Origin of the sequence: Brachybacterium sp. AOP29-B2-41 (assembly GCF_052378395.1) — a bacterium.
Classification (GTDB): Bacteria; Actinomycetota; Actinomycetes; order Actinomycetales; family Dermabacteraceae; genus Brachybacterium.
Genome location: NZ_JBQSXR010000009.1, coordinates 1 through 25,907 on the forward strand (window position 1 = coordinate 1; position 25,907 = coordinate 25,907).

The following is a 25,907-nucleotide window of genomic DNA, read 5'->3' on the forward strand; positions in this document are numbered from 1 at the left end:
TTAACGCCTCAGGTGGTGCTGCTGCGTTGCTCCTGGGCATGCCTGCGGCGGTGGTGGCATTTGCAGTAGGACCCCGCGAGAGCTCCATCGAGGCCGCCCTTCTGGGCCCGTTGCGTATCGGAATCTTGACATGTGCTGTGATGCTCTTGGCGTGCGCAGCCAGTCTCGTCGGCGTGCTCGACGAACCGTTCCGTGTGGCACTTTGGTCGATCGGCGCAGCCTGGTCCGGATTGTTGGCGTGCGTCCTCTGCCTTCGCGAGGTCAGGGAGCGCCTCAAGATCTGGGGGAAGCTCCTGGTGGGCGCCTTGGTTTTGGCGGCAGTGGCGCTCTGGGGCATCGCAATGTTGACGTGGTGACACTGAGCAATCGTGCCTCGGCGGGTGTCGCGGCACGCTTGCTGGGACTACGATGGCATGATCGCTTTACGGCGAGGACGGAGGGAGTCGACCGATGTCGGACAATGTTGCCAATCGGGTGGACGTTCAGAGCCCAGGGAGACGTTCCGGTCAGGAGGGTCGCTGGCAATGGCTCAAAGTACGGCTCCCCGGAGGGGATGCTGATGCCACTATTGCTGTTCGCGTGCTTTCCCCCGAAGCATCTGGACCTAGTGGAACGGGAAAGAGGGACACAGAGTCCCGCAACCCGCGGCCTGATATGCACGTCCAGCTGGCGGTACCAATGATGACGGCACGCCGCGCGACCTAGCCGCAGGCTACCTGCGCTCCGATCTTCCGCCTGCTAAATGTGACGACAGGATCGATCAAGATGCGGTAGGCCGTGGACGGTCCGCGTTTTCAACACCCCGAATTTTAATTCTGAACTATCCCGGGATGTGATGTCGCAAGGCTTCGGTGGCGGTTATGCGGCTCTTCGCAGATGGGGGTGTAGTTGCGGAGGGGTCGTGATCGGGTCAGCTAGGTGGGCGCCGGGTGGGCCGGACACCGATGAATCCCTGCTGACGGAAAGCCGAGCCACGGCCACGTCGGCTATTGGCGCGGTGCGGCCAGCGTTGTCGTGCTTCCACCGATCGGGCGGACAGCGGACGGAACCGCCGCAGACCGCTGCACTCAGCCCATCCACGCCTCAGCCAGCAGCTCGGCGGAGCGAAGCCGCTGCTCCACCCGCGGTCCCTGGTGGGCGATGATCAGCTCGTCCGCGCCGGTCTGCTCGGCGAACTCGGTGACCTGGTCCCGGACCGTGCCCGGGGTGCCGACGGCGCTATAGGTCGCCATCTCGTGCAGGTGCCGGGCCTGGGGAGCAGCGAGCAGCTCATCGGCCTGCTCGTCGGTGTACTCGGTGCCCGGCTGCAGCAGCAGCGCCACCCGGCTGCGCATCATCTCGTGCTGCTGGCGCTCGGCGTCGGCCTGGTCATCGGCGGCGATGACGTTGTACGCCGCCATCACATAGGGCGCATCGAGCTGCTCGGAGGGCTGGAAGTCGCGGCGGTACAGCGCGATCGCCTCGTGCAGCGCGCCGGGGGAGAAGTGCGAGGCGAAGGCGTAGGGCAGGCCGAGCACGGCGGCCAGGCTCGCACCGAACAGCGAGGAGCCGAGGATGGTCAGCGGGACGTCGGTGCCCTTGCCCGGATAGGCGTTCACACCCGGGATCCGGGACTGACCGCGCAGGTAGGCCTGCAGCTCCACGACGTCCTCGGGGAAGGAATCGGCCGTGGCGCCGCTGCGGCGCAGCGCGCGCATCGTGTTCTGGTCGGTGCCCGGCGCGCGGCCCAGTCCCAGGTCGATCCGCCCGGGATGGAGGGTCTCGAGGGTGCCGAACTGCTCAGCGATCACCAGCGGGGCATGGTTGGGCAGCATGATGCCGCCCGCTCCGAGTCGGATGGTGCTGGTGTGCGCGGCGACATGGGCGATCAGCACCGCGGTGGCGGAGGAGGCGATCGAGACCATGTTGTGGTGCTCGGCGTACCAGACCCGCCCGTACCCGGTCTCCTCCGCTTTCCGGGCCAGAGCGACCGTGCCCTCCAGCGCCTGCGCCACGCTCTGGTCACGGGCGGCGGTGGCGAGGTCGAGGATCGAGAGCGGGACAGGCATGGAGCACCTTTCGTGGAGTGGCGGCACCGGTCGGAGCAGCACCTGCTGGCACAACGCCCACGGCGTCGGTTCTCTTCCCGGCACCTCTTCGCGCCGTCGCGGCGGAGCGCCAGAGCCCCGTCCACCCCTGGGACGCCACATCACGAGAAGGTCACGGCGCCCTCTCGCTCTTCGCCTCAGCTCCACAAGAGCCCAGGATGGCCGCACCCCGCTGCAGGCGCACGGGACATGCCCATCCTTCCCTCGTGTCAGGAGCTGCCATGTCCTACGTCCAGCCCACCGATCTGGTGGACCGGCTCACCGCCGCCGGCGCCTCGAAGGTCACCTACTCCGCCGGAGTCACGGTGCTGCGAGCCTTCATGGCCGGGGCGATCCTCACCCTCGGCGCCGCCTTCGCCGTCACCGTCTCCACCCAGACCGGGGAGCCGCTGCTGGGAGCGCTGCTGTTCCCCGTCGGCTTCATCCTGCTGTACCTGATGGGCTACGACCTGCTCACCGGGGTGTTCACACTGATGCCGATCGCACTGATCGCGCGGAAGCCCGGAGTGACGGTGCGCTCGATGCTTCGCGTCTGGGGCCTGGTGTTCCTGGGCAACTTCCTCGGCGCATTCATGGTCGCGGTGCTGATGGCCATCTACTTCACCTACGGCTTCTCCACCGAGCCCAGCCCCGTGGGCCTGGCGATCTCCGAGATCGGCCATGGCCGCACCGTCGGCTACGCCGATCACGGCGCCGCCGGAATGCTCACCCTGTTCATCCGCGCCGTGCTGTGCAACTGGATGGTCTCCACCGGCGTGGTCGGCGCGTTCATGACCGACAACATCCTGGGGAAGATCGCCTGCATGTGGATGCCGGTGATGCTGTTCTTCTACATGGGCTTCGAGCACTCCATCGTGAACATGTTCCTGTTCCCCTCCGGCCTGCTGCTCGGCGCGGAGTTCACGATCATGGACTACCTGATCTGGAACGAGATCCCCACCGTGATCGGCAACCTCGTCGGCGGCCTGGTGTTCGTGGGCCTCCCGCTCTACTACGCCCACCGCCGCAAGAACCCCGCCGCTGCTGCCGGTACCCCCACCACCGCGACCGGCACCGCTGCGGAGGCCACCCCCGCCCCTGCCCTCGACCCCACCGGCGCCCCGGCCGCCCCGTCGGCCGAGGGTCCGACCGAGGCCCCCGAACTGGTGGGGGCGCCCCGATGAGCCCCCGCATCGTCGTGATCGGCGCCGGGATGGCGGCGCACCGCCTGGTCGACTCGCTCGTCACCCGTGCCGAGGAGCGGATCACCGTGACCGTGCTCGGGGACGAGGCCCGCCGCCCCTACGACCGGGTGGGCCTGACCCGCTTCTTCGACGGGGACAGTCCCGAGGAGCTCACCCTCGCGCACACGATCTTCGAGGACCCCCGCGTCACCCTCCACGAGGGGGACCCGGCCGCTCGGATCGACCGCGAGGCCCGCACCGTCATCACCGCCTCCGGCGCCGTCCACCCCTACGACCACCTGGTCCTGGCCACCGGCTCCCACGCGGCGAGGCCCCCGATCCAGGGCGCCGAGCTGCCCGGCTGCTTCGTCTACCGCACCTTGGATGATGTCGAGGCGCTGCGCCGCCACGTCGAAGCACGCGCCGCCCAGCTCGGCGTCGCACAGTCCGATGCCGCACAGTCCGACGCCGCACAGGGCGATCAGCCCGTGCGCGGGATCGTCGTCGGCGGCGGGCTGCTGGGCCTCGAGGCCGCCGGCGCCCTGCAGGGCATGGGCGCCGAGGCGACGGTCCTGCAGTCCGGCGACCGGCTGATGTCCGCCCAGCTGGACCTGCCCGCCGGAGCGACGCTGCGCCGCCTCATCGAGGCCCGCGGGATCACCGTGCGCACCGAGGCCCGCTCCAACGCCGTGCTCCCGGACGCCGACGGCAGCGCCCGCGCCGTCCTCCTCCCGGACGGCTCCGAGCTCCCGGCGGACCTCGTGATCTTCACCGTCGGTGTCCGCCCCCGCGACGAGCTCGCCCGCGCCGCGGGCCTGGTCTGTGACGAGCGCGGCGGGGTGCGGATCGACGAGGCCTGCGCGACCTCCGACCCGGCCGTGCACGCGATCGGCGAGGTCGCCTCCTTCGCGGGGCAGTGCGTGGGCCTGGTCGCCCCCGGCTACGCCATGGCCGAGGTGGTCAGCGACCGGATCCTCGGCGGGCAGGCGACGTTCGCCGGCTACGACCTCTCCACCAAGCTCAAGCTCTCCGGCGTGGACGTCGCCAGCTTCGGCGACGCCTTCGCCACCACCCCCGGCGCCCTGGACGTGGTCTACACCGACCCCGTGAACGGCGTCCACAAGAAGCTCGTCCTCTCCGACGATGCGAAGACCCTGCTCGGCGGGATGCTGGTGGGGGACGCCTCCGCCTACGGCTCCCTGCGCCCGCTGGTCGGCGGGCCGCTCGGCGGGGACCCCGCCGCCTACCTGCTCCCCGCCGGGGCGTCGGCCGCCCCGACCGCCGAGCTGCCCGATGAGGCGGTGGTCTGCTCCTGCTCCTCGGTGAGCGCCGGCGCCATCCGCCACGCCGTGCGGGAGCAGGGCTGCGCCGACGCCGCGGCCGTCACCGCCTGCACCAAGGCGGGCGCCACCTGCGGCTCCTGCACCGTGATGGTCACCTCGCTCGTCGGCAGCGAGCTCGCGAAGCTCGGCCGGGCCGTCTCCGCCGGGCTGTGCGAGCACTTCGACCTCTCCCGCCGCCAGCTGTTCGACGCCGTGCACGTCTCGGGCCTGACCACCTTCAGCGCCGTCATCGCGCGGTTCGGCCGCGGGCGCGGCTGCGACACCTGCAAGCCCGTGCTCGCCGGCATCCTCGCCCTGCTCGGCGGGGAGCACGTGCTGGACAACGAGAACGCCACCCTGCAGGACACCAACGACCACGTGATGGCCAACATGCAGAAGGACGGCACCTACTCCGTGGTCCCGCGCATGCCCGGCGGGGAGGTCACCCCCGAGGGCCTGATCACGGTGGGGGAGGTGGCCCGCGACTTCGGGCTCTACACCAAGATCACCGGCGGCCAGCGGGTGGACATGTTCGGCGCCCGACTCGAGGAGCTGCCGCTGATCTGGCGGCGCCTGACCGAGGCCGGCTTCGAATCCGGCCACGCCTACGGCAAGTCGCTGCGCACCGTGAAATCCTGCGTGGGCTCCACCTGGTGCCGCTACGGCGTGCTGGACTCCACCTCCATGGCCATCCAGCTCGAGCTGCGCTACCGCGGGCTGCGCACCCCGCACAAGTTCAAGCTCGGCGTCTCCGGCTGCGCCCGCGAATGCGCCGAGGCCCGCGCCAAGGACGCCGGCATCATCGCCACCGCCCAGGGCTGGAACCTGTACGTGGGCGGGAACGGCGGCGCCACCCCGCGCCACGCCCAGCTGCTGGTCGAGGGCCTGGACGACGACACCCTGATCCGCACCCTGGACCGATACTTCATGTACTACGCCCGCACCGCCGACAAGCTCCAGCGCACCGCCCCCTGGCTCGAAGCCCTCGACGGCGGGATCGACGGGCTGCGCGCCGTGATCATGGAGGACTCCCTGGGGCTCGCCGCAGATCTCGACGCGGCCATGGAACGCCACGTCGAGGGATACCGTGACGAGTGGGCTGAGACCCTCGCCGACCCTGCCAAGCTCGCCCGCTTCCGCTCCTTCGTGAACGCCCCCACCACCCCCGACCCCGGCCTCGCCTTCGTCCCCGAGCGCGGGCAGGTGCGCCCGGCCCGCCCCGAGGAGCGCACGGGTGGGATCCTGATCGCCGGCACGACCCTGGAGGTACGACGATGACCCCGACCCTCACCACCCCGAGCACCGCCAGCACGACTCTCGCCACCCCGACCCTCGCCAGCCCGAGCCTCAGCAGCCCGGCGCTCGCCCCGCAGCTCGCGGCGAACTGGCTCCGGCTGTGCACCCTCGCGGATCTCGAGGTCGAACGGGGCTGCGCGGCCCTCGTGGGCCAGGAGCAGGTCGCCCTGTTCCTGCTGGCCGACGGCGACCTCCGCGCGGTCGACAACCACGACCCCTACTCGGGGGCGAACGTCATCTCCCGCGGCATCGTCGGCTCCCGCGGCGGCCGTCCCACCATCGCCTCCCCGATGTACAAGCAGGTCTTCGACCTGCGCTCGGGCACCTGCGTGAACACCCGCGGCAAGCAGGTGCGACGCCTCCGGGTCTGGCCCGTGCGCACCCTCGACGGGGACGTCTACCTGCTGCGCGGCGGCGCACGATGACCGTCGAGTCCGGAGCACGGACTCCGGCGCCGGCCCCGGCGTTCGGGAGGCCGACCCGCACGCTCAAGGCACCGGCACCGGCACCGGCACCGGCACCGGCACCGGCACCGGCACCGGCACCCGCACTGACTCCCGCCGCGGCACCGGCACCGGCAACCGACCCGTTGGCCGCCCGCGGCCACGTGGCGCTGGTGGGCGGCGGGCCGGGCCCGCTGGACCTGCTGACCGTGCGGGCCCTGCGGCTGCTGCGCGGGGCCGACGTCGTGATCGTCGACCGGCTCGGCCCCGCCGCAGAGGTCCGCGCGGAGCTGCGTCCCAGCGCGCTCGTGATCGACGTCGGCAAGCGCCCCGGCCACCATCCCGTCCCGCAGGAGCAGATCAACGCCCTGCTCATCGCGCACGCCCGCGCCGGGAAGGCGGTCGTGCGGCTGAAGGGCGGGGATCCGTTCGTGCTGGGCCGCGGCGGCGAGGAGGTGCTCGCCTGCCGCGCTGCCGGGATCGAGGTCGAGGTGGTCCCCGGCATCAGCAGCGCCTTCGCCGTGCCCCAGGCCGCCGGGGTGCCGGTCACCCATCGCGGACTCTCCTCCACCGTGCACGTGGTCAGCGGGCACGACCTGAGCGGGCCGCACGGACCGTCGGCCGCGACCCTCGCCGCGCTCGCCGACGACACGGTGACCACCGTGGTGCTGATGGGAGTCGCGGCGCTTCCCGCCCTGGTCGCCGCCGCCCTCGCCCATGGAGTGCCGGGGCAGCGGCCGATCGCGATCATCGAGAACGGCCACACCCCGCGACAGCGCACCACTCGCACCACCCTCGCCCGCGCCGTCCATACGGCCGGAGCCGTCGGCGTGCGCAGCCCCGCGGTGATCGTGATCGGCGAGGTGGCCCGGGCCGGACTGCTGCAGCCGGAAACGTCGGCAGCGCTCGCCCCCGCTGAGCTGAGCCCATCGGCCGCGCTCGCCCCCGCTGAGCCGAGCCCATCGGCCGCGCTCGCCCTCGCGGAGCCGAACCGGTCAGCGGCGCCGGACCTCACCGAGATGGCCGCGCTCGGCGGGCAGACGCCGGAGCACGCGGCGTGAGCACCCCGCCCCAGCTCTCCAGCGCGCTCGCGGGCAGACGGCTCGTGCTCGCCCTGGACCGCCGGGCCGAGGAGCTCGCCGCCGCACTGATCCGCCACGGCGCCGAGATCCAGCACGCCCCCGCGATGAGCATGATCCCGCACGTGGACGACCCGCAGCTGCTGGCCCGCACCGCCGAGCTCATCGCCCTCCCGCCGAACCTGCTGATCGCCACCACCGGGGTGGGGGTGCGCGGCTGGTTCGAGGCCGCCGACGCCGCCGGCCTCGCCCCCTCGCTGCGCGCCGCGCTCGCCGGCACCCGGGTCCTCGCCCGCGGCCCCAAGGCCCGCGGCGCCGCCCAGCAGGCGGGGCTCACCGTGGACTGGGTCGCCCAGGAGGGAACCTCCGCCGAGGTGATCGCCCACCTCGCCGGCCAGGACCTCACCGGGACCCGCGCCGCCGTGCAGCACCACGGCTCCGGGGCCGACGGCCTCGACGAGGCGCTGCAGGGCGCCGGCGCCGAGGTGGTGGCCCTGACCGTCTACCGCTGGGGACCACCGCGCGACCCGGCCGCTGTGCACCGCTCCGTGTGTGATGCCGCCGCCGGAGCAGTGGACGCGGTCCTGTTCACCGCCGCACCCGGCACCGAGAACTGGCTGGTCGCCGCCGAACAGGCCGGCGCCCTGCCGGCGATCGCCGCCCGCACCCGCGCCGGTGAGCTGGTCATGGCGGCCGTCGGCCCCCTCACCGCCGCACCCCTGGAAGCGCGCGGGATGCCCGCACTGCTGCCCGCCCGCAGCCGGATGGGCGCGCTGGCGCGCGCCGTCATACAGCACTTCGATCCCACCGCCCTGACGGCGCAGGAGGACTCATGACCGCGCTGATCGCCTGCTCCCACGGCACCCGCTCCGCCGCGGGCCGCGCCGTGATCGCCCGGATCCGGGAGCAGCTCGCCCGCGCCGTCCCGGACGCCGAGGTGCGCGAGGCCTACGTCGACGTGGAGCAGCCTGAGGTCGCGGGCGTCGTCACGCGCGCCGCCGCGGAGGGCCCCGTGGTGGTGGTGCCGCTGCTGCTCTCGACCGGTTTCCACACCTCCGTGGACATCGCCGCGGCCGTCGAGCCCCATCCCCGCGCCGTCGCCGCCCCCGCCCTCGGCCCGCACCCGGCTCTGGTGCGGGCGCTGCGGGACCGACTCGCCGCCGTCAGCGAGGGAGATGCCGGGCATCGCCCCGGCGATCATGTGGTGCTCGCCGCAGCCGGCTCCTCCGACCCGGCCGCCGCCCGTGCCGTGGAGCACATGCGTGATCTGGTCGCCGCCCACCTGCCGTGCCCCGTGAGCATCGGATACGGGGCGGGCTGCGCGCCCTCCCTCCCGGAGGCCGTCGACGCGGCGCGTGCGGCCGGCGCCCGGAGGGTGATCGCGGCGAGCTATGTGCTGGCCCCGGGCCATTTCGCGAACCTCGTCGGCGGCGCCGGGGCCGACCTCGTCAGCGCCCCGCTGGGGGCGCATCCGGAGGTGATCGGCGTGGCCGCCGCGCGGTTCCGGGAGGCGCTGGCCGTCCTCGCTCAGCCCGTGAGCTGATCCAGGGAACTCCCCACCGAACCCCAAAAAGGTCACGGAAAGGTCACAGCACGCCCACAGCCAGCGGTTCTACGTTTCTCGCTCCAGCACAGGACACCGAGAGGACCGCCATGGACAACGTCCCGCACCGCCCCGTCGGCCGCGCTTATCCCGAGGCCCGCGAGCACGACCCTGCCGCGCCGGCGACGGACCCTCCGACCTGCTTCGAGGGCCGCCCCCTGCACCACCCCGAGGAGGACGTCGAGGACCAGGGCCTCGCCTTCGACGTCGGTACGCTCGTCTCCCGCCGCGGAGTGCTCGGAGTGCTCGGCGCCGGCAGCGTCGCCGCGGTCCTCGCCGCCTGCACCGGCGGAAGCGCCGAGACGTCCGACGGCGCCGGCAACGGGGGAGGGGTGAGCGGCGGTGGGGCGAGTGACGGCGGCGGCACCTCCGCCTCAGCCCTCGAGGAGATGCCCGGCGAGACCGCCGGCCCCTACCCGGGGGACGGCTCCAACGGCGCGGACGTGCTCGAGACCAGTGGCGTCGAGCGCAGCGACCTCCGCTCCAGCATCGACTCCGACACCACCGCCGAGGGCGTGCCGCTCGAGCTCACCATGAACATCATCGACATGGCCGGCGGCGACGTGCCGATGGAGGGCGCGGCGGTGTACCTGTGGCACTGCGACGCCGAGGGCCGCTACTCGATGTACTCCCAGGGGCTGGAGAACGAGACCTACCTGCGCGGTGTGCAGATCACCGACTCCGCGGGCGCCGTCACCTTCACCAGCATTCTCCCCGGCTGCTACGCCGGCCGCTGGCCCCACCTCCACTTCGAGGTGTTCCCGGACGCCGACTCGATCGTCGACGCCGGCAACGCGATCCTCACCTCCCAGATCGCCCTGCCCGAGGTGGAGTGCCGCGAGGTCTACGCGCTCGAGGGCTATGCCGGCTCCACCGCGAACCTCGATCAGCTGACCCTCGAGAGCGACGGGATCTTCTCCGACAGCTACGAGCAGCAGCTGGTCGCCTTCAGCGGTGACCTCAAGGGCGGCTACTCCTTCAGCATCGACGTCCCGATCGACACGACCACCGAGCCTGAGGCCGGCGGGATGCCCGGTGGGGGCGGCGGTGAGGGTGGCTCTGGCGGGGAACCCCCCGCGGGTGGCGAGGGAGGCCCGGGTGGCGGCGGCACCCCGCCCGAGGACGCACCGCAGGGCGCGGGCCCCGGGGGCGAGCCTCCGGCGGACGGCGAGGGGTCCGAGGCGCCCAGCGACGGCGGGGAGTGACGGCCGGGAGTGACGGGGGCGCAGGGAACCCGCTGCAGCGCGGCCGGGCTCTGCCCGCCCGGCCGCACTGTCCCCGTCGGGCCGCCCCCGCTGCTCTGCCCGCTCCGCTACTCCCGCTGCCTCGACATCACCGCACGCTGCAGCAGCACGAAGATCAGCAGGATCCCGCCGGTGATGATGGTGGTGGCTTCCGGCGGGATGCTGCCGTCGCGGGTGATCAGCACGTTCATCAGGCCCAGCACGAGCGCACCGACCACGGAGCCGAGCACGTAGCCGAAGCCGCCGGTGAGCAGGGTGCCGCCGATGACAGCAGCAGCGATCGCATCGAGCTCCCAGCCGATGCCGGTGATGTTCTGGGCGGAGCCGAGGCGCGCGGTGTAGACCACCGCGGCGATCCCGGCGAGGGTCCCGCTGATCACGTAGATCAGCAGCTTGGTGCGCAGCACCGGCAGGCCCATCAGCGAGGCGGACTGCTCGGAGCCGCCGATGGCGTAGACGGTGCGCCCGGTGCGGGTGCGGTGCAGCACCAGGAACGCGGCGATGACCACCAGCAGAGCGATCAGCACGCCCGGGGTGATGACCAGGTCGTTGACCTTCGGACCGTCGATGATCTTGAGCTTCGTGCCCAGCAGCAGGATCCCGGAGCCCTCCTCGAGCCGCACCGGCACGGTGGAGAGCATCGAGGCCAGGCCTCTGCCCAGGAACATCATCGCGAGCGTCGCGATGAAGGGTTGGACGTTGAAGTATTGGATGAGGATTCCGGAGGCGAGCCCGATCGTGGAGCCGATCAGGATCATCACCACGATGACCAGCACCGCATTCATCCCGGTGCCGGCGAGCATCACCCCGCACACGGAGGACAGCGCGATGATCGCCCCGACGGAGAGGTCGATCCCGCCGCTGATGATCACGAAGGTCAGCCCCACGGCCAGGATGATCAGATGGGCGTTGTTGATGAAGAGGTTCGAGATGGTGCTGAGCTGGAAGATCCGGCCGTAGGCCGTCTCCCCGTAGATCAGCATCAGCACGAAGATGACCAGCGCGGCGAGGGTGGGCAGCGAGTCGGCGCGGAAGAAGCTCTTGACCCGGTGCAGGCGCGAGGGGCGCGGCGGGGTGCTGGTCGCCGACGGGGTGGTGGTCGCGGTGCTCATGCGGAGACCGCCTCCTTCGGGGTCTCGCTGCGGGGGCCGACGGGCTGGGAGCGGCGGGCACGGAACAGGTCCCGTACCCGCTGGGACTGCAGCAGGCACAGCGCGATGATCACGATCGCCTTGAACGCCGGGGTGGCGGAGGAGGAGATGCCCAGGAACACCACCGTCTTGTCGAGGGTCGCGATCAGCAGCGCGCCGATCGCGGCGCCGGTGATGTTGAACTTCCCTCCCGCCAGGGAGGTCCCGCCGATCACGACGGCGAGGATCGCGTCCATCTCCAGCTGGTAACCGGTGTTGGAGACGTCCACCGTCATCACGCTGGCGGTGGCGAACACTCCGCCCACCGCGGCGAGGAGCCCGGAGGCGATGTACACCGCGAACAGCAGCCCGCGCCGGTTCACGCCGGCCAGGCGGGCGGCCTTCGGGTCCATGCCGATCGCCTCGATCATCAGGCCCAGTGCGCTGCGGCGCACCAGCAGGCCCACCGCGATCACGATCAGCACGGCGAGCACGAACACCACCGGGACGCCGAGCACATAGCCATTGGCGAGCCATCGGAAGGACTCGTTGCTCGCCGCGGTGTTCTGCCCGCCGGTGATCACCTTCGCCAGACCTCGCCCGGCGAGCATCATCACCAGGGTGGAGATGAACGGCTGCAGCCCCACCACCGAGACCAGCACGGCGTTCACGGCACCGAGCGCCCCTCCCAGCAGCAGCGCGAGCGCGAGCGCGCCGGCGGCGGCGCCGAGAGAGCTGCCGGCGAAGGAGAGGAACTCCATCGCGATCGCACCGGAGACCGCCATCAGCGAGCCCACCGAGAGGTCGATCCCGGCCGTCGCGATCACCAGACACATGCCCACCGAGATCATCGCGATCGGGGCGGCGGCGCGCAGGATGTCGATGACGTTGCCGACCAGCGAGCCGGTGGTCTCGTTGTAGCTGACCGCCAGGTATCCGGGGTCCTTGAGCGTGTTGATCAGCAGCAGCAGGGCGATCGCGATGATCCCCCAGAAGTAGGGGCGGCGGATCAGGTCGAGCACCGCTGAATGCCGGGGTGTGCCGTCGAGGCTCATGAGCCGACTCCTGTTCCTGCGGGGTGGGGGCTCCCGGGCTGGCCCGGTGCGGGGTCCCCGGCGATGGTGGCGATCAGCGAGTCGGTGGTGACGGACTCGTCCACGGTGAGGTCCGCCAGCTTATGGCGGTCCTTCAGCACGATGATGCGGTCGCTGAGCCGCACCACCTCCTCGAGCTCGGAGGAGATGAACACGATCGCCACGCCGTCATCGGCCAGGGCGATCACCTGCTCCATGATCTCGGTCTTCGCGCCCACGTCGATGCCGCGGGTGGGCTCATCCAGGATCAGCACCTCCGGCTGGGTCGCCAGCCACCGTCCCAGCAGCACTTTCTGCTGGTTCCCGCCGGAGAGGTTGCTGATCGGCCGGTCCGGATCGGCGGGCCGCACGTTCAGCGCAGTCATGTACTTCTCGACCAGGGCGTCCTTCTCGTGCGCGGGCAGCGGCCGGGCCCAGCCGCGCTCCGCCTGGACGGCGAGGATGAGGTTCTCGCGCACGGTGAGGTCGCGGATGATGCCCTCATCGCGCCGGTTCTCGCTCGCGTAGGCGATGCGGGCGGCGAGTGCCTGGGAGGGGGAGGAGATCGAGGTGGTCGCGCCGCGCAGCTGCACGGTGCCGGATTCGGGTTTGTCCGCCCCGTAGACGAGGCGGGCGAGCTCGGTGCGGCCGCTGCCCAGCAGGCCGGCGATGCCGAGGACCTCCCCGGCGTGGAAGGTGACGTCCGTCGGCTCGAGCGAGCCGGTGCGGCTGAGGCCCTCGGCGCTGTAGACGGGGGTGCCGGTGCGGTCCACCTCGCGGCGGGCGCTGGCGCGCTCGAGCGAATCCAGTGCGCCGATCTCCTTGCCCACCATGGTGGAGATGAGCGCGCCCTGGCTGATCTCCTCGGTCATGAACTCGCCCTGGAACACGCCGTTGCGCAGCACGGTGAGGCGGTCGCTGATCTCGTACACCTGGTCCAGGAAGTGGGAGACGAACAGGATCGCGACCCCCTCATCCCGCAGCGAGCGGATCACCGCGAACAGCTGCGCGACCTCCGCCGAATCCAGGCTCGAGGTGGGCTCGTCCAGGATCAGCACCGTGGAGTCGGTGACCGTGGCGCGGCTGATCGCGACCAGCTGCTGCAGCGCGATCGACAGGGAGGAGAGCGGCTGGCGCGGGTCCAGCCCGCCGAGCCCCACCTTCGCCAGCACCTCGGAGGCCCGTCGATGGGTGGCACCCCAGCGGATGCCCAGTGGCCCGCGCAGCTCATAGCCGAGCATCACGTTCTCGCCGATCGACAGGTTCGTGCAGAGGTTCACCTCCTGGTACACGGTCGAGATCCCGGCGGCCTGGGCGTCGGCCGTGCCGTGCAGGCGCTGGGGGGTCCCGGCGACCAGGACCGTGCCCGCGTCGATGCTGTACACCCCGGTGAGCGCCTTGATCAGGGTGGATTTCCCCGCGCCGTTCTCGCCCATCAGGGCGTGGACCTCGCCGGGGAAGAGCCGGAAGTCGACCCCGTCGAGGGCCTTGACCCCGGGGAAGGAGATCGAGATGTCCTGCATCTCGACGATCGGTGGTGCGGGCATCGGTGCCTCTCCGTGGGTGCTGCGGGCAGCGGCGATCAGTTGCGGTGGGGTTCTGCGCGGCGCTCTGGGGTGCTGCGGGCTGGTCAGACGGCCTGGTCAGGCGCAGTCAGGTGCGGTGCGGGAGGCCCCGTCCTTCGACCCTGAGGGTCGAAGGACGGGGCCGCCTGCTGCTCAGAACTTGCGGTCCGGGAGTGCTTCCTCAGCGGCCTCGGGCGAGTCGAAGGTGGTCGACTCGACCTGGATGTAGGACTCGACCTCGCCGCCGTCCAGCACGGTGTTGACCGCCTCCAGCGCCTGGTCGCCGAACAGCGGGTTGTACTCCGCCACGAAGCTCAAGGTGCCGGCGGCGAGCGCCTCGAGCGCTGCCTTGGTGCCGTCGATGGTCGCGATCTTGACGTCCTCGCCCGGGACCAGTCCGGCCTCCTCGACCGCCTGCGCGGCGCCGAGGCCCATCTCGTCGTTCTGTGCGAAGACCAGCTGGACGTCGTTGCTGTTGGACTTCAGCACCGTCTCGAAGACGCTCTTGGCCTCCTCGGTGGACCAGTTCGCCGTCTGCGCACCGAGGTTCGTGAAGGAGGACTCGCCCTCCATCACCGCGTTCCAGCCCTCATTGCGCTCGTTGACCACGGAGACGCCGGCCGGGCCCTCGAGCACGAAGTACTTCGCGCCGTCCGGGAAGGTCTCCAGCGCCCACTCGGCGACCGAGGTGGACACGGCGATGTTGTCCGGTGCCAGGCGGGTGACGTACAGGGAGGCGTCGTCGGGCTCGATGCCGCGGTCGATCAGCAGCACCGGGATCTCCGCCTCCTGCGCGCGGCTGAGGGACTCCTCCCAGCCGGAGCCCTCGGTGGCGGACAGCAGGATCACGTCCACCCCCTCATCCACGAAGGAGGTGAAGGCGTCGATCTGGGACTTCTGGTCGAGGTTGGTGGCGGGGGCGTACTTCAGCTCGAAGCCCGCCTCCTGGGTGAACGTGTCCTGGACGTTCTCCTCGTTGGCCTGGCGCCAGGCGCCCTCGGGGCCCACGGCGACGAAGCCGATCGTGATCAGCTCACCGGAGTCGCCGCCGGAGCCGCCCCCGGAGCCGCCGCCGGCGCTGCCGGAGTCATCAGAGGAGCAGGCGGCCAGGACGGTGCCGACGAGGCCGGCGGCACCGAGGCCGAGAAGGGTACGACGAGTGGTAGTCATGATCTCCTCCTTGAGATCGAGGGCGCCGTGGGCGCCTGCCCGGTATCGAGACCGGGCGCGGGGGCGGGGGCGAGAGGGGGACGGCGGACTGCCGCGCCATGTTCCACAAATGTTACCGGGAACATGGCGGAGTGCAAGGTAGGTCACATCACGAAACGGACACGGCCGCGGGACGGACGAAACGGACACGGTCGCGGGGCGGGGGAGCGACGCCGCGAACAGCTGCGGGACGTGCGGAGCGGCCGTGTGGACGGCCGGCGGTCGGGCGGAGCGGCAGCGCGGGCACGGCTCAGCCGGGCGCGACCTCGCCGATCGGCGGAAGGTCGTCGTCCTCCTCGGCGGGGGCCGCGATCATCTCCACGATCGTGTCCACGCTCAGCCCCGGGCCGTTGCTGACCTCGCCGATCTTCACCCGGTCCTTCATCACCACGATCCGGTCGCTGAGCCGGATCAGCTCATCGAGGTCCGAGGAGATGATGACGACCCCCACGTGGCTCGCGGCCAGGCGCGCGATCAGGGACTGGATCTCCACCCGGGAACGGATGTCGATCCCCTTGGTGGGCTCGTCCAGCACCACGATCCGGGGCCGGGTGGCCAGCCAGCGGGCCAGCAGCACCTTCTGCTGGTTCCCGCCGGAGAGCAGCTCGACCGGGGTGGCTGGATCGGCCGGAGTGATCCCGAGCTCGTCGATATAGGCTGCCACCAGCTCATCCCGTTCGGCGCGGGACATCGGCCGCGCCCAGCCGCGCATCGACTGCAGCGCGAGCGTGATGTTCTCGCGGATGCTCAGCCCCGCGATCACCCCCTCGCCGAGCCGGTCCTCGCTGGCCATCGCGATGTGGTGGCGCAGCGCCGCGGCGGGGGAGGCGAAGGAGACCTCGGCCCCGTCCACCTCCGCGCGGCCGGAGTCCGGTCGCTCACCCCCCGCCAGCAGCCGCGCGAGCTCCGTCCGCCCCGAGCCGCGCAGCCCCGCGATCCCCACCACCTCGCCCCGGTGGAGGTCCAGATCCGTGGGGGACAGGACGTCCTGCTGGCCCAGGCCCCGCACGCTGTAGAACGGCCGGCCCTCGGGATGCGTGCGATGCTCCTGGCGCAGCGAGCCGATCCGTCGCAGCTCCTGCAGATCCCGCCCGATCATCAGCGCGATCAGCTCCGCCCGCTCGACCTGACGGGCGGGGAACTGCGCGATCCGGGTGCCCGCGCGCAGCACCGTCAGCTGATCGCTGAGGGCGAGGACCTGTTCGAGGAAGTGGGAGGCGAACACCATCGCGACCCCCTGGTCCCGCAGCCGGCGCAGCACGATGAACAGCTGCTGGACCTCCGCCGAGTCCAGGCTCGAGGTCGGCTCGTCCAGCAGCAGCACCCGGGGACCGGTCGCCATAGCGCGCGCGATCGATACCAGCTGCCGCAGCGCGGGGGACAGCGACCGCAGCGGCTGGCGGGTGTCCAGCTCTGCCAGGCCCAGCTCGCTGAGCATCTGATGGGCGCGGTCATGCAGCTCTGCCCAGCGGATGCCGAGGCGGCCGTAGGGCTCATGGCCGAGCATCACGTTCTCGCCGATGCTGAGATGCTGGGACAGCGGCACGTCCTGCAGCACTGCGGCGATGCCAGCGGCCTGGGCGTCGGCCGCTGAGGAGAAGCGCGCCTCCTGGCCCTCGAGGCGGATGCTGCCCGAGCTGGGATGGACCACCCCGGCCAGCACGTTGATCAGGGTCGACTTCCCGGCGCCGTTCTCGCCCATCAGCGCATGGATCTCGCCGGGGCGGAGCACAAGATCCACCCCGTGGAGCGTGCGCACCGGGCCGAAGTCCACGGTGATGCCCCGCATCTCGACCGCCACAGCAGCATCCGCCGCCCGTCCCGCTGTCGGTCTTGCTGACCGCCCCGCTGCCGTTTTCGCTGCCCGTTCGGCTGCCGGTTTCGCCGCCCGCTCCGACGCCCGTTCCGTGCTCACGGCGTTTCCCGTGCCTTCGCGGTGGACAGGCGCACGATCAGCTCGGGCGGGATCTTCGTGCGCTGCGGGAGGGGGCGGCCCTCGATCGCAGCCAGCAGCACGTCCACCACCGCGGCACCGAGCATCTCGAAGGGCTGGCGCACCGTGGTCAGGGGCGGGATGGAATGCCGCGAGAAGGGAGCGTCGTCGAAGCCGACGATGCTGAGCTCCCCCGGGACGCTGATCCCACGGTCGTGCAGACCGTGCACGATCCCGAGTGCCACCTGGTCGTTCGCCGCGAAGATCGCCGTGTAGTCCGGGCGGCGCTGCAGGCCGACGGCGAAGTCGTAGCCGAAATCTGCGGACCAGTCCCCGGCCACGATGGGCCGCTCCGGCATCCCCCAGGAGCGGGTGCGTGCCCGGAAGGCCCGCTCCCGGGCGCGGGCGTCGAGCCAGTCCATCGGGCCGGAGACGTGCAGGATGTCGCGGTGGCCCAGCGCCGCGAGGTGATCCACCGCCATCGTGACCCCCAGCTGCTGGTCCACGCACACCCGCAGCAGCTCCTCCTCGCGTTCGGGCTTGACCACCAGCACCGGGATCTCCGCGGCCAGCGCGCGCAGGGCGGCGAGCGAGGAGGAGCGCGGGGTGACCAGGCACAGCGCATCGATGCCGAGACCGGTCAGCTGCCGCAATGCCTGGGCGGCGTCGGCCGAATCATCCTCGTCCAGCGCGATCGAGCTCACCGAATAGCCGCGCTGCCGAGCCGCGCGATGGATCGCCCGCAGGGCGCTCGCCGGGCCGAACTCCGCCTCCGTCTCCACGATCGCGCCGATCCGCAGCGTCTTCTGGGTGGCCAGGGCCCGGGCGGCGATGTTGGGGCGGTACCCCAGCTCCTCCACAGCGGCGAGCACCTTCTCGCGGGTGCTCTCCTTGATGCTCGTGTGGCCGTTGAGCACCCGGGAGACCGTCATGTGGGAGACCCCGGCGTTCTCCGCGACCTGGCGGATGCTGGGGCGTTCGGAGGCGGATCGTGTGGTCACCGGGCCTCCGTCTCTTTCATGGAATCGCTGTCGTGGTGCGTGCTGCGTGCTGCGTGGTGCGTAACGCGTCGTGCGGAGCGCGCGTCGATTGTGCGGGAATCGTTCCCCGGGAGCGGCGCTCGCGGACCGGGAGATGTCGGCTCGCACCGAGATCGGGCGGACCCGCACGGTTCATCATGCCGGATCGGCCCCGTCCTGCCACGTTCATGCCTGGGAGGCGAAGGATCCGGGGGAGCCGAAACGCTGAGCGTTGGCGCTCGGAGCCGCCTTCGGTGAACCATATTCCCGCAGAAGCTCCATGGCCTGGGACACTGCTTGTCGAGTGCCGCCCCCGGCGGCTTGCCGAACATATGCGAGGTCGACGATGTCCATGCAGTACCGCACCCCCGCCCGTCTGGGCCGCCCGCTCTCCGTGATCGGTCAGGGCTGCTGGCAGATCGGCGCCGACTGGGGAGACGTCACCGACGACTCCGCCCAGGCCGTGCTCGGCGCCGCGCTCGATGCGGGCGTGACCTTCTTCGACACCGCCGACGTCTACGGCGACGGCCGCAGCGAGCAGCTGGTGGGCGCGATGCGCGCCGCCGCCGTCGACGGGGGAGCGGAGGCTCCGTTCGTCGCCACCAAGGCCTCCCGCCGCGCCGACCCCTTCGCCCCGGAGACCTTCACCGAGGAGAACCTGCGCGCCTGGGTCGAGCGCTCGCGGCAGAACCTCGCCATGGACACCCTGGACCTGGTGCAGCTGCACTGCCCGCCGCCGGCGATCTACCGCGAGGACCGCGTGTTCGACGTGCTCGACGCGCTTGCGGCGGAGAAGAAGATCGCCGCCTGGGGCGTGAGCGTGGAGACCTGTGAGGAGGCGCTGATCAGCCTCGAGCGCGAGCACCTCGCCTCGATCCAGATCATCCTGAACCCCTTCCGCCTGAAGCCCCTGGACGAGGTGGTCCCGCTCGCGGGCCAGAAGGGCGTGGCGATCATCGCCCGCGTCCCCCTCGCCTCCGGCCTGCTGACCGGCAAGTTCTCGCCCAGCAGCAGCTTCGCCGCGAACGACCACCGCAGCTTCAACCGCCACGGCGAAGCCTTCGATCAGGGCGAGACCTTCTCCGGCGTGGACTACGAGACCGGCCTCACCACCGTGGCCCGCCTCGAGCAGGCCCTCGACGGCGCGATGCCGCTCGCCGAGGCCAGCCTGCGCTGGATCCTCGCGCAGCCTGGCGTCACCGCCGCGATCCCCGGCGCCAGCAGCGGCGAGCAGGCCCGCCGCAACGCCGCCGCCGGCAGCGCCCCCACCGCCGAGCAGGCCGAGGTGCTCGGCCGCTTCGACGCCGCCGTGCGCGAGACCTACGACCAGCTGCTGCGCGAGAGCATCCACCCGCGCTGGTGAGCACGGCGGGTCATGCCGTCGTCGCGGTCCCCGGCGCTCGTCGGTGGCCGCGGGTCGCGATGTGCAGCACGTCCACGAAGTCCTCGACGATCGGTGAGGGATCGGGCCCGGTCACCACACCGATGGTGCGCCGGGCCTCGGGGTGGGCGATCGGGAGCTCGACGACATCCGCGGCGTGCGTGACGGCGCTCGGCGGCAGGACGGTCACACCCACCCCTGCGGCGGCGAGGCCCTGGGCGACCCGGTAGTCGTCGACCTCGAAGACGCTCTCGGGCAGGCCGCCGACGTCGGCGAGCAGGCGGACGATCGAATCGTGCAGCCCATACCCGGCGCTGAGGATCACCAGCTCGTGGGCGCGGAGGTCCTCGGGCAGGAGCGGGCGCTGGAGCCTCGCGATCGGATGCTGGGTGGAGGCCAGAGCCACCAACGGCTCATCGAAGAGCACCGCCACCTGGCCACCGGGGACGTTCTCCGGCTCCGCGACCAGGGCGAGATCCGCGGAGCCGTCCCGCACCGCATCGAGGGTCCCGCGCCGCGACCCATGGCTCAGCTGGAACCGGGTGGTGCGCCGGAAGGTGCGGAAGTGCGCGATCGCGCGGGGAAGGTAGCTCTCGCCCAACGCCGCCTGATAGCTGATACTGATCAGGGCGTTCTCCGTCCCTGCCTGGCGGCGCGCGGCGATGAGTCCGTTCTCGAGCAGTGCGAGCGCCTCGGTGCCTGCCTCCGCGAGATGGCGCCCGGCGTCGGTGAGGACGACGGACCGCCCTTGTCGCGCGGTCAGCCGCACGCCGGCGTGCTGTGCCAAGCGGGCCACGGCCCGGCTGGCAGAGGGCTGCTGCATCCCCAGCACGAGAGCGGCCTCGGAGATCGTTCCGGTGCGAGCGAGCTCGACCAGGACGGGGAGGTCGGGCAGGAGACGACGCGCATCCGACTGATTCATACTCGCAGTGTATGTGACGTCGGCGAATCAGTATTAGTCATGCGCCCGGGGTTTGCATACCATGGCGAGATGTCTTCCTCGCCCGCGCCGAGCCCCGCATCCGGCGCTACCGCCACGCAGGGCACGGCGCGAGGCGCCGCGCAGGGCGCCTCGCAGGTCGGTGGAGCCCCGCTTCCCTCCGCATCGGTGGCGCCGCGCGGCTCGGCACGGCCCGAGGTCTCCACCCGTCGGCTCGCCCTGGTGCTGCTGCTCGCGGGCTTCGCCAGCTTCGCGGAGCTCTACGCCGTCCAGGGGCTGCTCCCCAGCCTCTCCGCCGACTTCGGTATCAGCGCCGCAGACTCCGCGTGGGTCGTCTCCGCCGGCACGATCGGCGTGGCCCTCGGCGTGTTCCCGTGGGCGTGGGCGGCGGGCCGCATCGGCCGCCTGCAGGCGCTGCGCATCGCCACCATCGCGGGCGTGCTCCTCATGCTCCTGGCCACCCTCGCGCCGACGCTCGAGGTGATGCTGGCCGGCCGCCTCCTCGCAGGAATCTTCCTGGGCGGCGTCCCAGTGCTCGCAGTGCCCTATGTGTACGACCTGCTCAGCGGCCGCCGCGCCGCCGTGGCCCTGGCCACCTACATCTCCGGCACCACCATCGGCGGCGCCGGCGGCCGGCTCCTGGCCGGGCCGCTCGGGGAATGGCTGGGCTGGGAGAGCGCGCTGATGGTGATCAGCGGCCTGAGCCTGCTGTGCGCGATCCTGTTCGCCCTGCTCGCCCCGGTGCCCGCCGCCGGCTCGGCCCTGGTCCCCGCTGCCAGGCCATCCGCGGCCAGCTCATCGGCGCGCACCAGCAGTCCCGCTGCACGCGCCAGCCAGTGGTCCCGGATCCGGGCCGCGCTCGCCCAGCCGCACCTGCGCCGGCTGAACCTGCAGGGGCTCCTGCTCACCGGAGTGATGGTGAGCTTCTACAGCCTCATCGGGTTCCGGCTCGCCGCCGAGCCGTTCCACCTCTCGCCCACCTGGACCGCGTTCGTGTTCCTCGCCTACTTCGCGGGAACGTTCAGCTCCCGCCTGGCCGGCACGTGGCTGCCCCGGTTCGGCTTCGTGCGCACCGACCTGGTGGCCCTCGCCCTGACCGCCCTGGGCCTCGCCCTCACCCTGGTCCCGCACCTGGCGGCGGTCGTCGCCGGGGTCGTGATCTTCACCGCCGGATTCTTCATGGCGCACTCCGCGGCGGTCACGACCGTGGGCGCGACCAGCTCGCCCCAGGCGCGCAGCCAGGCCAGCGCGCTGTACACGCTGTTCTTCTACCTGGGCAGCGGCGTGGTCGGCGGCCTGGTCGCCATCGCCTACGACCTCTCCGGCTGGGCGGTGCTGATCGGCGTGATGCTGCTGATCATCCTGCTGGCCGGGATCAGCGCGCTGACCACCAAGGTGCCTCGCCCGGAATTCCTCCGCGCGGAAATGGAGGGCGTGCGGGCCGACGGAGACCAGGGAGCTCTTGCGCTGGCGGCCTCCGCACAGACAGCGTCAGCGCATGCAGCCTCAGCGCAGGCTGGCCACACCCCGCAGAACCACTCCGCGGAGCGTCAGCCCGTCTCCTCCTGAAGCTGGGCCTCGAGCGCCGCACGCAGATGCTCGGCCAGCAGCTCGCCCGAATGCAGGATGTGCGAGCGCACCGCCGCGCGGGCGGCCTCCGCGTCACGGGCCTGGAGCGCCTCGATGATCGCATCGTGCTCGGAACGGGTGGCCTCCGGCCAGCCCTCGATCCCGTCATAGAAGCCGCGGGGCACGTACTTCGAGCACAGGCCGACGATCCGGTCCAGCAGCGGCGCATCCACCACCAGGTTCAGCGAACGGTGGAAGGAGTTGTTGAGCGACTCGAGCGTGGTCAGATCATCGCGCAGGGACGCGGCCATCATCTCGTAGTGCAGGCTGCTCAGCGCTCTGACCTGCTCATCGGTGATGATCGCGACCGCGCGGGAGGCGAGCTCCCCGGAGACGTCCGCGTGCACCAGGAAGGCGTCGGCGGGACCACGGTCACCATCGGGCTGCCCTCGCCCGATGCCCGCTCGACGATCGCCCCGCTGGGGCTCACCGCCGAGGCTCGCACCATCGTCGGCTCCTACCTCGGCTCGGCGGTCCCCTCCCGCGACATCCCCGTCTACCTCGACCTCTGGCGACAGGGGAAGCTGCCCATCGAGGAGCTGATCTCGGACCGCATCAAGCTCGCGGACATCAACGAGTCCCTCGACAAGCTCGCCGACGGCAAGGCCGTGCGACAGGTGATCCTCTTCGAGGACTGATCCACGCAGCTGGCATCTGGCAGCTGACTCCCGAGCGATGTTCCTCGGGTCGTGCGCCCGGGCGGCAGCTCGCACCGGAGCCCGGTCGTGCTCGTTGCGCGGCCGGGCTCCCGTCGGCTCAGAACGGGAAGCCGTGGAATATCCCCCGGGTGAAGACGACGAACCCGCTGAGGAACACCAGCATCACCAGCGAGAAACCGATCCTCGTGACGGGCTGCCACCAGGACAGGCTCCGACCGTTCTTCGGCGCGATCATCCGCTCGGGCCGCTCGCGGTCGTAGAACACCACGACCTCCTGGCCGGTGCGATCCAGCATGCCGACGTCGCCACGCACCGGGTTCGTGCGGATCTGCTGGCCGCGATCGGTGGTGAACTCGATCGTCTCCACCATGGTCGAGCTCCGATTGTCGCGGTCACCGGAGACGTGGACCTGCGACGAGATGACCATGCCGCGGGCCTGCTGCCCCCGAGTGGTCAATCGGGCATTGCGCAGCAGATCCCGCACGGCGCTGAGCATCATCAGCAGGGCGATGATGCCGATCACCGCCGGGACGATCACGAAGATGAGTCCGATGTGCTCGAGTCCCATGGGGTCCCCTCTCCGCCGGTGAGCAGGTGGTCAAACGCTCACCATAAGGTGCGGCCCGGGCAGTGTGTGCCGCCGCCGAATACCGGGTCGCTCAGACAGCCGCCTCGGCGTGCTGGTCTGCGGTGACGTCATGCTCGGTATCGCCCAGCAGGTGGGTGCCGCCGATCGGGGTGCTGACCCAGTCGTTGAGCACCCAGCCCTCGTCGGGATGGCCGGTGAGGGTGACCATGCCGGTGTTGTACAGCGGGCGGTCGTGGCGGGTGGAGGCGCCGAGCTGCCCGGCCAGTGAGGCGAACACCCGGATCGCCGCACCATGGCTGACCAGCGCGACGGTCGCATCCTCGGCGTAGAGCCCGGCGATGTGGCGCAGCGCGCGGGTGTAGCGGTCCAGGAAGGCGTGTCCCGTCTCCCCACCGGGGAGGGAGCCGTCGAGCTCGCCCCCGCTCCATCGCGCCTGGTTGTCCTGGTAGGCGTCGACGGCCTGCTCGTCGCGCCGCATCTCGAAGTCACCCGCGACGATCTCCTCGAGCCCCTCGGTGAGCCGCGGGCTCATGTCCAGGGCGGCGGCGAGCGGCGCAGCGGTCTCATGGGTGCGCAGCAGGCGGGAGACGTGCAGACCCTGGATCGTCTCGTGCTGCAGGGCATCGGGCACAGCCTGCGCCTGTGCGCGGCCCAGGGCAGTCAGCCCGGGCCCGGGATAGCCCGCATCGAGGATCCCCTCGACATTGCTCGGAGTCTGGCCATGACGGATCAGGAGAAGTCGCATGCCTGGCACCGTACGCGATCACCCGACGGGTTCCATGGACGCCAGGTGAACAACCGGTGCGCAGGTCACAGCCGTGGGAGCGATCCCACACGGGTGGCGATCGTCGGCCCCGTCGGCCCCGTCGGTTCCCTCAGGCTGTCAACGGCGCCGGATCAGGAACAGCGCGATCGTGAGCGCGACCACCCGCACCAGCAGCACCCCGACCGCCAGTCCGGCCGTGCCCAGGCCGAGGAGCGCCCATGCCGGCATGGACTGCTCTGGGGGCCCGCCCGGCTCACCGGGCTGGGGGACGGGCTGATCGGTGAGGTCCGCGGGATCGCCCAGCAGCTCGGTGAGCCGCTCCGGGTCATCGGGGCCGCCGTCCGCCGGTAGAGCGCACCAGGTGCTGCTGTACGAGCCGTCCTTCCCGGAAGCCCAGACCAGCAGGCTCGTGCCCGCCTCGATCCTGCCCAGTCCGCAGGAAGCGACCCACTCATGGGTGGTGAACTCGATGGTGCGGGACTCCTCGCCCTTCCACACCGTGTCGACCACCGCGAAGTAGGTGACCTTCCCCTCGACGTCCTCGAGCTCGGTCTCGATCGTGATGTCCGCGATCAGATCGGCATTCGCCGCGGCTTCCTCGAAGGTCAGCTCCATGCAGTCGCAGGCATACGCCGAGGGTGCGCCCACCAGGACCAGCATCAGCAGGCCGGCGAGCATCACGAGCAGCCGCGAGCTGCGACGAGTTGCGGTGGTGTGCATCACGCCAGGATAGTGTCGAGCTGTCGCCGGCACCTGCTTTGTGGAAGGAGCGCACCATGCGCCGCAGCATCGTCAACGATCCCGAGGACCTGGTCCCCGAGGCCCTCGAAGGTCTCGTGCTCAGCCACCCCCTCATGCTCGCCCTCGACGCGGAGCACCGCTTCGTCACCCGCCGCCAGCCCGCCACCGACAAGGTGGGCCTGGTCTCCGGCGGCGGCTCCGGTCATGAGCCCCTGCACGCCGGCTTCGTGGGCACCGGGATGCTCGACGTCGCGGTCGCCGGCGCCATCTTCGCCAGCCCCACCGCCCTGCAGGTCCTCGAAGCCACCAAGGCGGCCGACGCAGGCCGCGGCGTGGTCCAGATCGTCAAGAACTACACCGGGGACGTGCTGAACTTCCGCATTGCGGGCGAGATCAGCGGCGACGACGCAGTAGAGACCGAGATGGTGCTGGTCGACGACGACCTCGCCACCGACACCGGTGACGAAGACGGCCCCGGCCGCCGCGGCACCGCCGCCACCGTGATCGTCGAGAAGCTGTGCGGCGCCGCCGCCGAGGCCGGGGCGAGCCTCGCGGAGGTCGCCGAGATCGGTCGCCGCGCCGCCTCCCGCGCCCGCACCATGAGCCTCGCCCTCTCCGCCGGCACCCATCCCGGGGACGCCGAGCCGCAGTTCACCCTCGACGATGACGAGGTCGAACTCGGCGTGGGCATCCACGGCGAACGCGGCCGTGGCCGGGTCCCCTTCCGTGACGCCGACGGACTGGTCGAGCTGCTGGTCCAGCCGCTGCGCGAGGAGCTGGACCTCCACCGCGGCGAGGAGGTGCTCGCGATCGTCAACGGCCTCGGCGGCACCTACCCGCTCGAGCTGCAGCTCGCAGCCCGCTCGCTGCACCACCATCTGGCCGACGCGGGAGTGTCGATCGGACGCTCCCTGGTCGGCTCCTATGTCACCAGCCTGGACATGCACGGCATCTCGATCACCCTGATGCCGCTGGACGATGAGCAGAGCCGGCTGTGGGACGCTTCTGTGCGCACCCCGGCCCTGACCTGGTAAGG

Annotated in this window: 24 protein-coding genes; 12 read left to right on the top strand and 12 right to left on the bottom strand. The window is 71.3% G+C overall.

Annotated features, from left to right (window positions below; translation table 11 throughout):
• A partial coding sequence (locus tag ACT3T9_RS10065; protein WP_444606534.1) for a hypothetical protein occupies positions 1-356 on the top strand: 356 nt, incomplete at its 5' end.
• Between the two features lie 711 nt (positions 357-1,067).
• On the opposite strand, the gene ACT3T9_RS10070 is transcribed toward ACT3T9_RS10065, so the two are convergent.
• Positions 1,068-2,048 (bottom strand): LLM class flavin-dependent oxidoreductase, encoded by a 981-nt coding sequence (locus tag ACT3T9_RS10070; RefSeq protein WP_444606535.1) that lies wholly within the window; start codon positions 2,046-2,048, stop codon positions 1,068-1,070.
• A gap of 260 nt (positions 2,049-2,308) precedes the next feature.
• Here ACT3T9_RS10070 and ACT3T9_RS10075 point away from each other — a divergent pair, with 260 nt between their 5' ends.
• From ACT3T9_RS10075 to ACT3T9_RS10105, 7 genes are all read left to right on the top strand, one after another.
• Complete coding sequence (locus tag ACT3T9_RS10075; protein ID WP_444606536.1) at positions 2,309-3,250, top strand: formate/nitrite transporter family protein; 942 nt, start codon at positions 2,309-2,311, stop codon at positions 3,248-3,250.
• On the top strand, positions 3,247-5,850 hold the full coding sequence (gene nirB, locus ACT3T9_RS10080) for a nitrite reductase large subunit NirB (RefSeq protein ID WP_444606537.1): 2,604 nt from the start codon (positions 3,247-3,249) through the stop codon (positions 5,848-5,850). The genes ACT3T9_RS10075 and nirB overlap by 4 nt, the downstream gene beginning before the upstream one ends.
• Entirely contained in the window at positions 5,847-6,293 is a 447-nt protein-coding gene (nirD, locus tag ACT3T9_RS10085; protein ID WP_444606538.1) for a nitrite reductase small subunit NirD, read from the top strand. The genes nirB and nirD overlap by 4 nt, the downstream gene beginning before the upstream one ends.
• Positions 6,290-7,372, top strand: coding sequence for a uroporphyrinogen-III C-methyltransferase (gene cobA, locus ACT3T9_RS10090; protein ID WP_444606539.1), 1,083 nt, complete (start codon positions 6,290-6,292; stop codon positions 7,370-7,372). The genes nirD and cobA overlap by 4 nt, the downstream gene beginning before the upstream one ends.
• Positions 7,369-8,226 (top strand): uroporphyrinogen-III synthase, encoded by an 858-nt coding sequence (locus ACT3T9_RS10095; RefSeq protein WP_444606540.1) that lies wholly within the window; start codon positions 7,369-7,371, stop codon positions 8,224-8,226. Before cobA ends, ACT3T9_RS10095 begins: the two co-directional genes overlap by 4 nt.
• Complete coding sequence (locus tag ACT3T9_RS10100) at positions 8,223-8,933, top strand: sirohydrochlorin chelatase (RefSeq protein WP_345076034.1); 711 nt, start codon at positions 8,223-8,225, stop codon at positions 8,931-8,933. Before ACT3T9_RS10095 ends, ACT3T9_RS10100 begins: the two co-directional genes overlap by 4 nt.
• Before the next feature lie 110 nt (positions 8,934-9,043).
• Positions 9,044-10,198 carry an intradiol ring-cleavage dioxygenase gene (locus ACT3T9_RS10105; protein WP_444606541.1) on the top strand — a complete coding sequence of 385 codons (1,155 nt, stop codon included), beginning with the start codon at positions 9,044-9,046 and terminating at the stop codon, positions 10,196-10,198.
• A gap of 107 nt (positions 10,199-10,305) precedes the next feature.
• Here ACT3T9_RS10105 and ACT3T9_RS10110 read toward each other — a convergent pair whose 3' ends face one another.
• The 6 genes from ACT3T9_RS10110 to ACT3T9_RS10135 form a co-directional block, all read right to left on the bottom strand.
• Positions 10,306-11,349, bottom strand: a complete 1,044-nt coding sequence (locus ACT3T9_RS10110) for an ABC transporter permease (protein WP_444606542.1) — start codon at positions 11,347-11,349, stop codon at positions 10,306-10,308.
• A complete protein-coding gene (locus ACT3T9_RS10115; protein WP_444606543.1) occupies positions 11,346-12,422 on the bottom strand; it encodes an ABC transporter permease in 1,077 nt (358 codons plus the stop codon). The genes ACT3T9_RS10110 and ACT3T9_RS10115 overlap by 4 nt, the downstream gene beginning before the upstream one ends.
• The gene (locus tag ACT3T9_RS10120; protein WP_444601281.1) at positions 12,419-13,987 is read right to left on the bottom strand and encodes a sugar ABC transporter ATP-binding protein; all 1,569 of its coding nucleotides are present in this window, start codon (positions 13,985-13,987) and stop codon (positions 12,419-12,421) included. The genes ACT3T9_RS10115 and ACT3T9_RS10120 overlap by 4 nt, the downstream gene beginning before the upstream one ends.
• A gap of 171 nt (positions 13,988-14,158) precedes the next feature.
• A complete protein-coding gene (locus ACT3T9_RS10125; RefSeq protein WP_441444219.1) occupies positions 14,159-15,175 on the bottom strand; it encodes an ABC transporter substrate-binding protein in 1,017 nt (338 codons plus the stop codon).
• Positions 15,176-15,464: 289 nt separating this feature from the next.
• Positions 15,465-17,015, bottom strand: a complete 1,551-nt coding sequence (locus ACT3T9_RS10130; protein WP_444501924.1) for a sugar ABC transporter ATP-binding protein — start codon at positions 17,013-17,015, stop codon at positions 15,465-15,467.
• Between the two features lie 110 nt (positions 17,016-17,125).
• Positions 17,126-18,148, bottom strand: a complete 1,023-nt coding sequence (locus tag ACT3T9_RS10135; RefSeq protein ID WP_441444221.1) for a LacI family DNA-binding transcriptional regulator — start codon at positions 18,146-18,148, stop codon at positions 17,126-17,128.
• Between the two features lie 370 nt (positions 18,149-18,518).
• On the opposite strand from ACT3T9_RS10135, the gene ACT3T9_RS10140 reads away from it, so the two are divergent.
• Positions 18,519-19,529, top strand: coding sequence for an aldo/keto reductase (locus ACT3T9_RS10140; protein WP_441444281.1), 1,011 nt, complete (start codon positions 18,519-18,521; stop codon positions 19,527-19,529).
• A 10-nt stretch (positions 19,530-19,539) separates the two neighbouring features.
• Here the strand turns inward: ACT3T9_RS10140 and ACT3T9_RS10145 are convergent, their stop codons facing one another.
• Positions 19,540-20,469: a LysR family transcriptional regulator gene (locus tag ACT3T9_RS10145; RefSeq protein WP_442332373.1), complete on the bottom strand. Its 930-nt coding sequence runs from the start codon at positions 20,467-20,469 to the stop codon at positions 19,540-19,542.
• Positions 20,470-20,538: 69 nt separating this feature from the next.
• On the opposite strand from ACT3T9_RS10145, the gene ACT3T9_RS10150 reads away from it, so the two are divergent.
• Complete coding sequence (locus ACT3T9_RS10150; RefSeq protein WP_441444223.1) at positions 20,539-22,056, top strand: MFS transporter; 1,518 nt, start codon at positions 20,539-20,541, stop codon at positions 22,054-22,056.
• Here ACT3T9_RS10150 and ACT3T9_RS10155 read toward each other — a convergent pair.
• Positions 22,038-22,463: an FCD domain-containing protein gene (locus ACT3T9_RS10155; RefSeq protein WP_441444224.1), complete on the bottom strand. Its 426-nt coding sequence runs from the start codon at positions 22,461-22,463 to the stop codon at positions 22,038-22,040. The genes ACT3T9_RS10150 and ACT3T9_RS10155 overlap by 19 nt on opposite strands.
• On the opposite strand from ACT3T9_RS10155, the gene ACT3T9_RS10160 reads away from it, so the two are divergent.
• Complete coding sequence (locus ACT3T9_RS10160) at positions 22,458-22,754, top strand: hypothetical protein (RefSeq protein ID WP_441444225.1); 297 nt, start codon at positions 22,458-22,460, stop codon at positions 22,752-22,754. The genes ACT3T9_RS10155 and ACT3T9_RS10160 overlap by 6 nt on opposite strands.
• A 118-nt stretch (positions 22,755-22,872) precedes the next feature.
• Here ACT3T9_RS10160 and ACT3T9_RS10165 read toward each other — a convergent pair whose 3' ends face one another.
• From ACT3T9_RS10165 to ACT3T9_RS10175, 3 genes are all read right to left on the bottom strand, one after another.
• Positions 22,873-23,343: a DUF3592 domain-containing protein gene (locus ACT3T9_RS10165; protein ID WP_444606544.1), complete on the bottom strand. Its 471-nt coding sequence runs from the start codon at positions 23,341-23,343 to the stop codon at positions 22,873-22,875.
• Positions 23,344-23,434: 91 nt separating this feature from the next.
• Positions 23,435-24,109 (bottom strand): histidine phosphatase family protein, encoded by a 675-nt coding sequence (locus ACT3T9_RS10170; RefSeq protein ID WP_444501925.1) that lies wholly within the window; start codon positions 24,107-24,109, stop codon positions 23,435-23,437.
• Positions 24,110-24,247: 138 nt separating this feature from the next.
• On the bottom strand, positions 24,248-24,850 hold the full coding sequence (locus ACT3T9_RS10175; protein ID WP_444606545.1) for a hypothetical protein: 603 nt from the start codon (positions 24,848-24,850) through the stop codon (positions 24,248-24,250).
• A 56-nt stretch (positions 24,851-24,906) separates the two neighbouring features.
• Here ACT3T9_RS10175 and ACT3T9_RS10180 point away from each other — a divergent pair, with 56 nt between their 5' ends.
• A complete protein-coding gene (locus ACT3T9_RS10180; protein WP_444599588.1) occupies positions 24,907-25,905 on the top strand; it encodes a dihydroxyacetone kinase subunit DhaK in 999 nt (332 codons plus the stop codon).
• Positions 25,906-25,907 lie beyond the last annotated feature (2 nt).

Excerpts from the sequence above, each read along its gene's own strand:
- ACT3T9_RS10110 (WP_444606542.1), bottom strand. The coding sequence starts at position 11,349 with ATGAGCACCGCGACCACCACCCCGTCGGCGACCAGCACCCCGCCGCGC.
- ACT3T9_RS10075 (WP_444606536.1), top strand. The coding sequence starts at position 2,309 with ATGTCCTACGTCCAGCCCACCGATCTGGTGGACCGGCTCACCGCCGCC.
- ACT3T9_RS10100 (WP_345076034.1), top strand. The coding sequence starts at position 8,223 with ATGACCGCGCTGATCGCCTGCTCCCACGGCACCCGCTCCGCCGCGGGC.
- ACT3T9_RS10180 (WP_444599588.1), top strand. The coding sequence starts at position 24,907 with ATGCGCCGCAGCATCGTCAACGATCCCGAGGACCTGGTCCCCGAGGCC.
- cobA (WP_444606539.1), top strand. The coding sequence starts at position 6,290 with ATGACCGTCGAGTCCGGAGCACGGACTCCGGCGCCGGCCCCGGCGTTC.
- ACT3T9_RS10105 (WP_444606541.1), top strand. The coding sequence starts at position 9,044 with ATGGACAACGTCCCGCACCGCCCCGTCGGCCGCGCTTATCCCGAGGCC.
- ACT3T9_RS10170 (WP_444501925.1), bottom strand. The coding sequence starts at position 24,109 with ATGCGACTTCTCCTGATCCGTCATGGCCAGACTCCGAGCAATGTCGAG.
- ACT3T9_RS10145 (WP_442332373.1), bottom strand. The coding sequence starts at position 20,469 with ATGAATCAGTCGGATGCGCGTCGTCTCCTGCCCGACCTCCCCGTCCTG.
- ACT3T9_RS10070 (WP_444606535.1), bottom strand. The coding sequence starts at position 2,048 with ATGCCTGTCCCGCTCTCGATCCTCGACCTCGCCACCGCCGCCCGTGAC.
- ACT3T9_RS10115 (WP_444606543.1), bottom strand. The coding sequence starts at position 12,422 with ATGAGCCTCGACGGCACACCCCGGCATTCAGCGGTGCTCGACCTGATC.
- ACT3T9_RS10165 (WP_444606544.1), bottom strand. The coding sequence starts at position 23,343 with ATGGGACTCGAGCACATCGGACTCATCTTCGTGATCGTCCCGGCGGTG.
- nirD (WP_444606538.1), top strand. The coding sequence starts at position 5,847 with ATGACCCCGACCCTCACCACCCCGAGCACCGCCAGCACGACTCTCGCC.
- ACT3T9_RS10150 (WP_441444223.1), top strand. The coding sequence starts at position 20,539 with ATGTCTTCCTCGCCCGCGCCGAGCCCCGCATCCGGCGCTACCGCCACG.
- ACT3T9_RS10175 (WP_444606545.1), bottom strand. The coding sequence starts at position 24,850 with ATGCACACCACCGCAACTCGTCGCAGCTCGCGGCTGCTCGTGATGCTC.
- ACT3T9_RS10120 (WP_444601281.1), bottom strand. The coding sequence starts at position 13,987 with ATGCCCGCACCACCGATCGTCGAGATGCAGGACATCTCGATCTCCTTC.
- nirB (WP_444606537.1), top strand. The coding sequence starts at position 3,247 with ATGAGCCCCCGCATCGTCGTGATCGGCGCCGGGATGGCGGCGCACCGC.
- ACT3T9_RS10140 (WP_441444281.1), top strand. The coding sequence starts at position 18,519 with ATGCAGTACCGCACCCCCGCCCGTCTGGGCCGCCCGCTCTCCGTGATC.
- ACT3T9_RS10125 (WP_441444219.1), bottom strand. The coding sequence starts at position 15,175 with ATGACTACCACTCGTCGTACCCTTCTCGGCCTCGGTGCCGCCGGCCTC.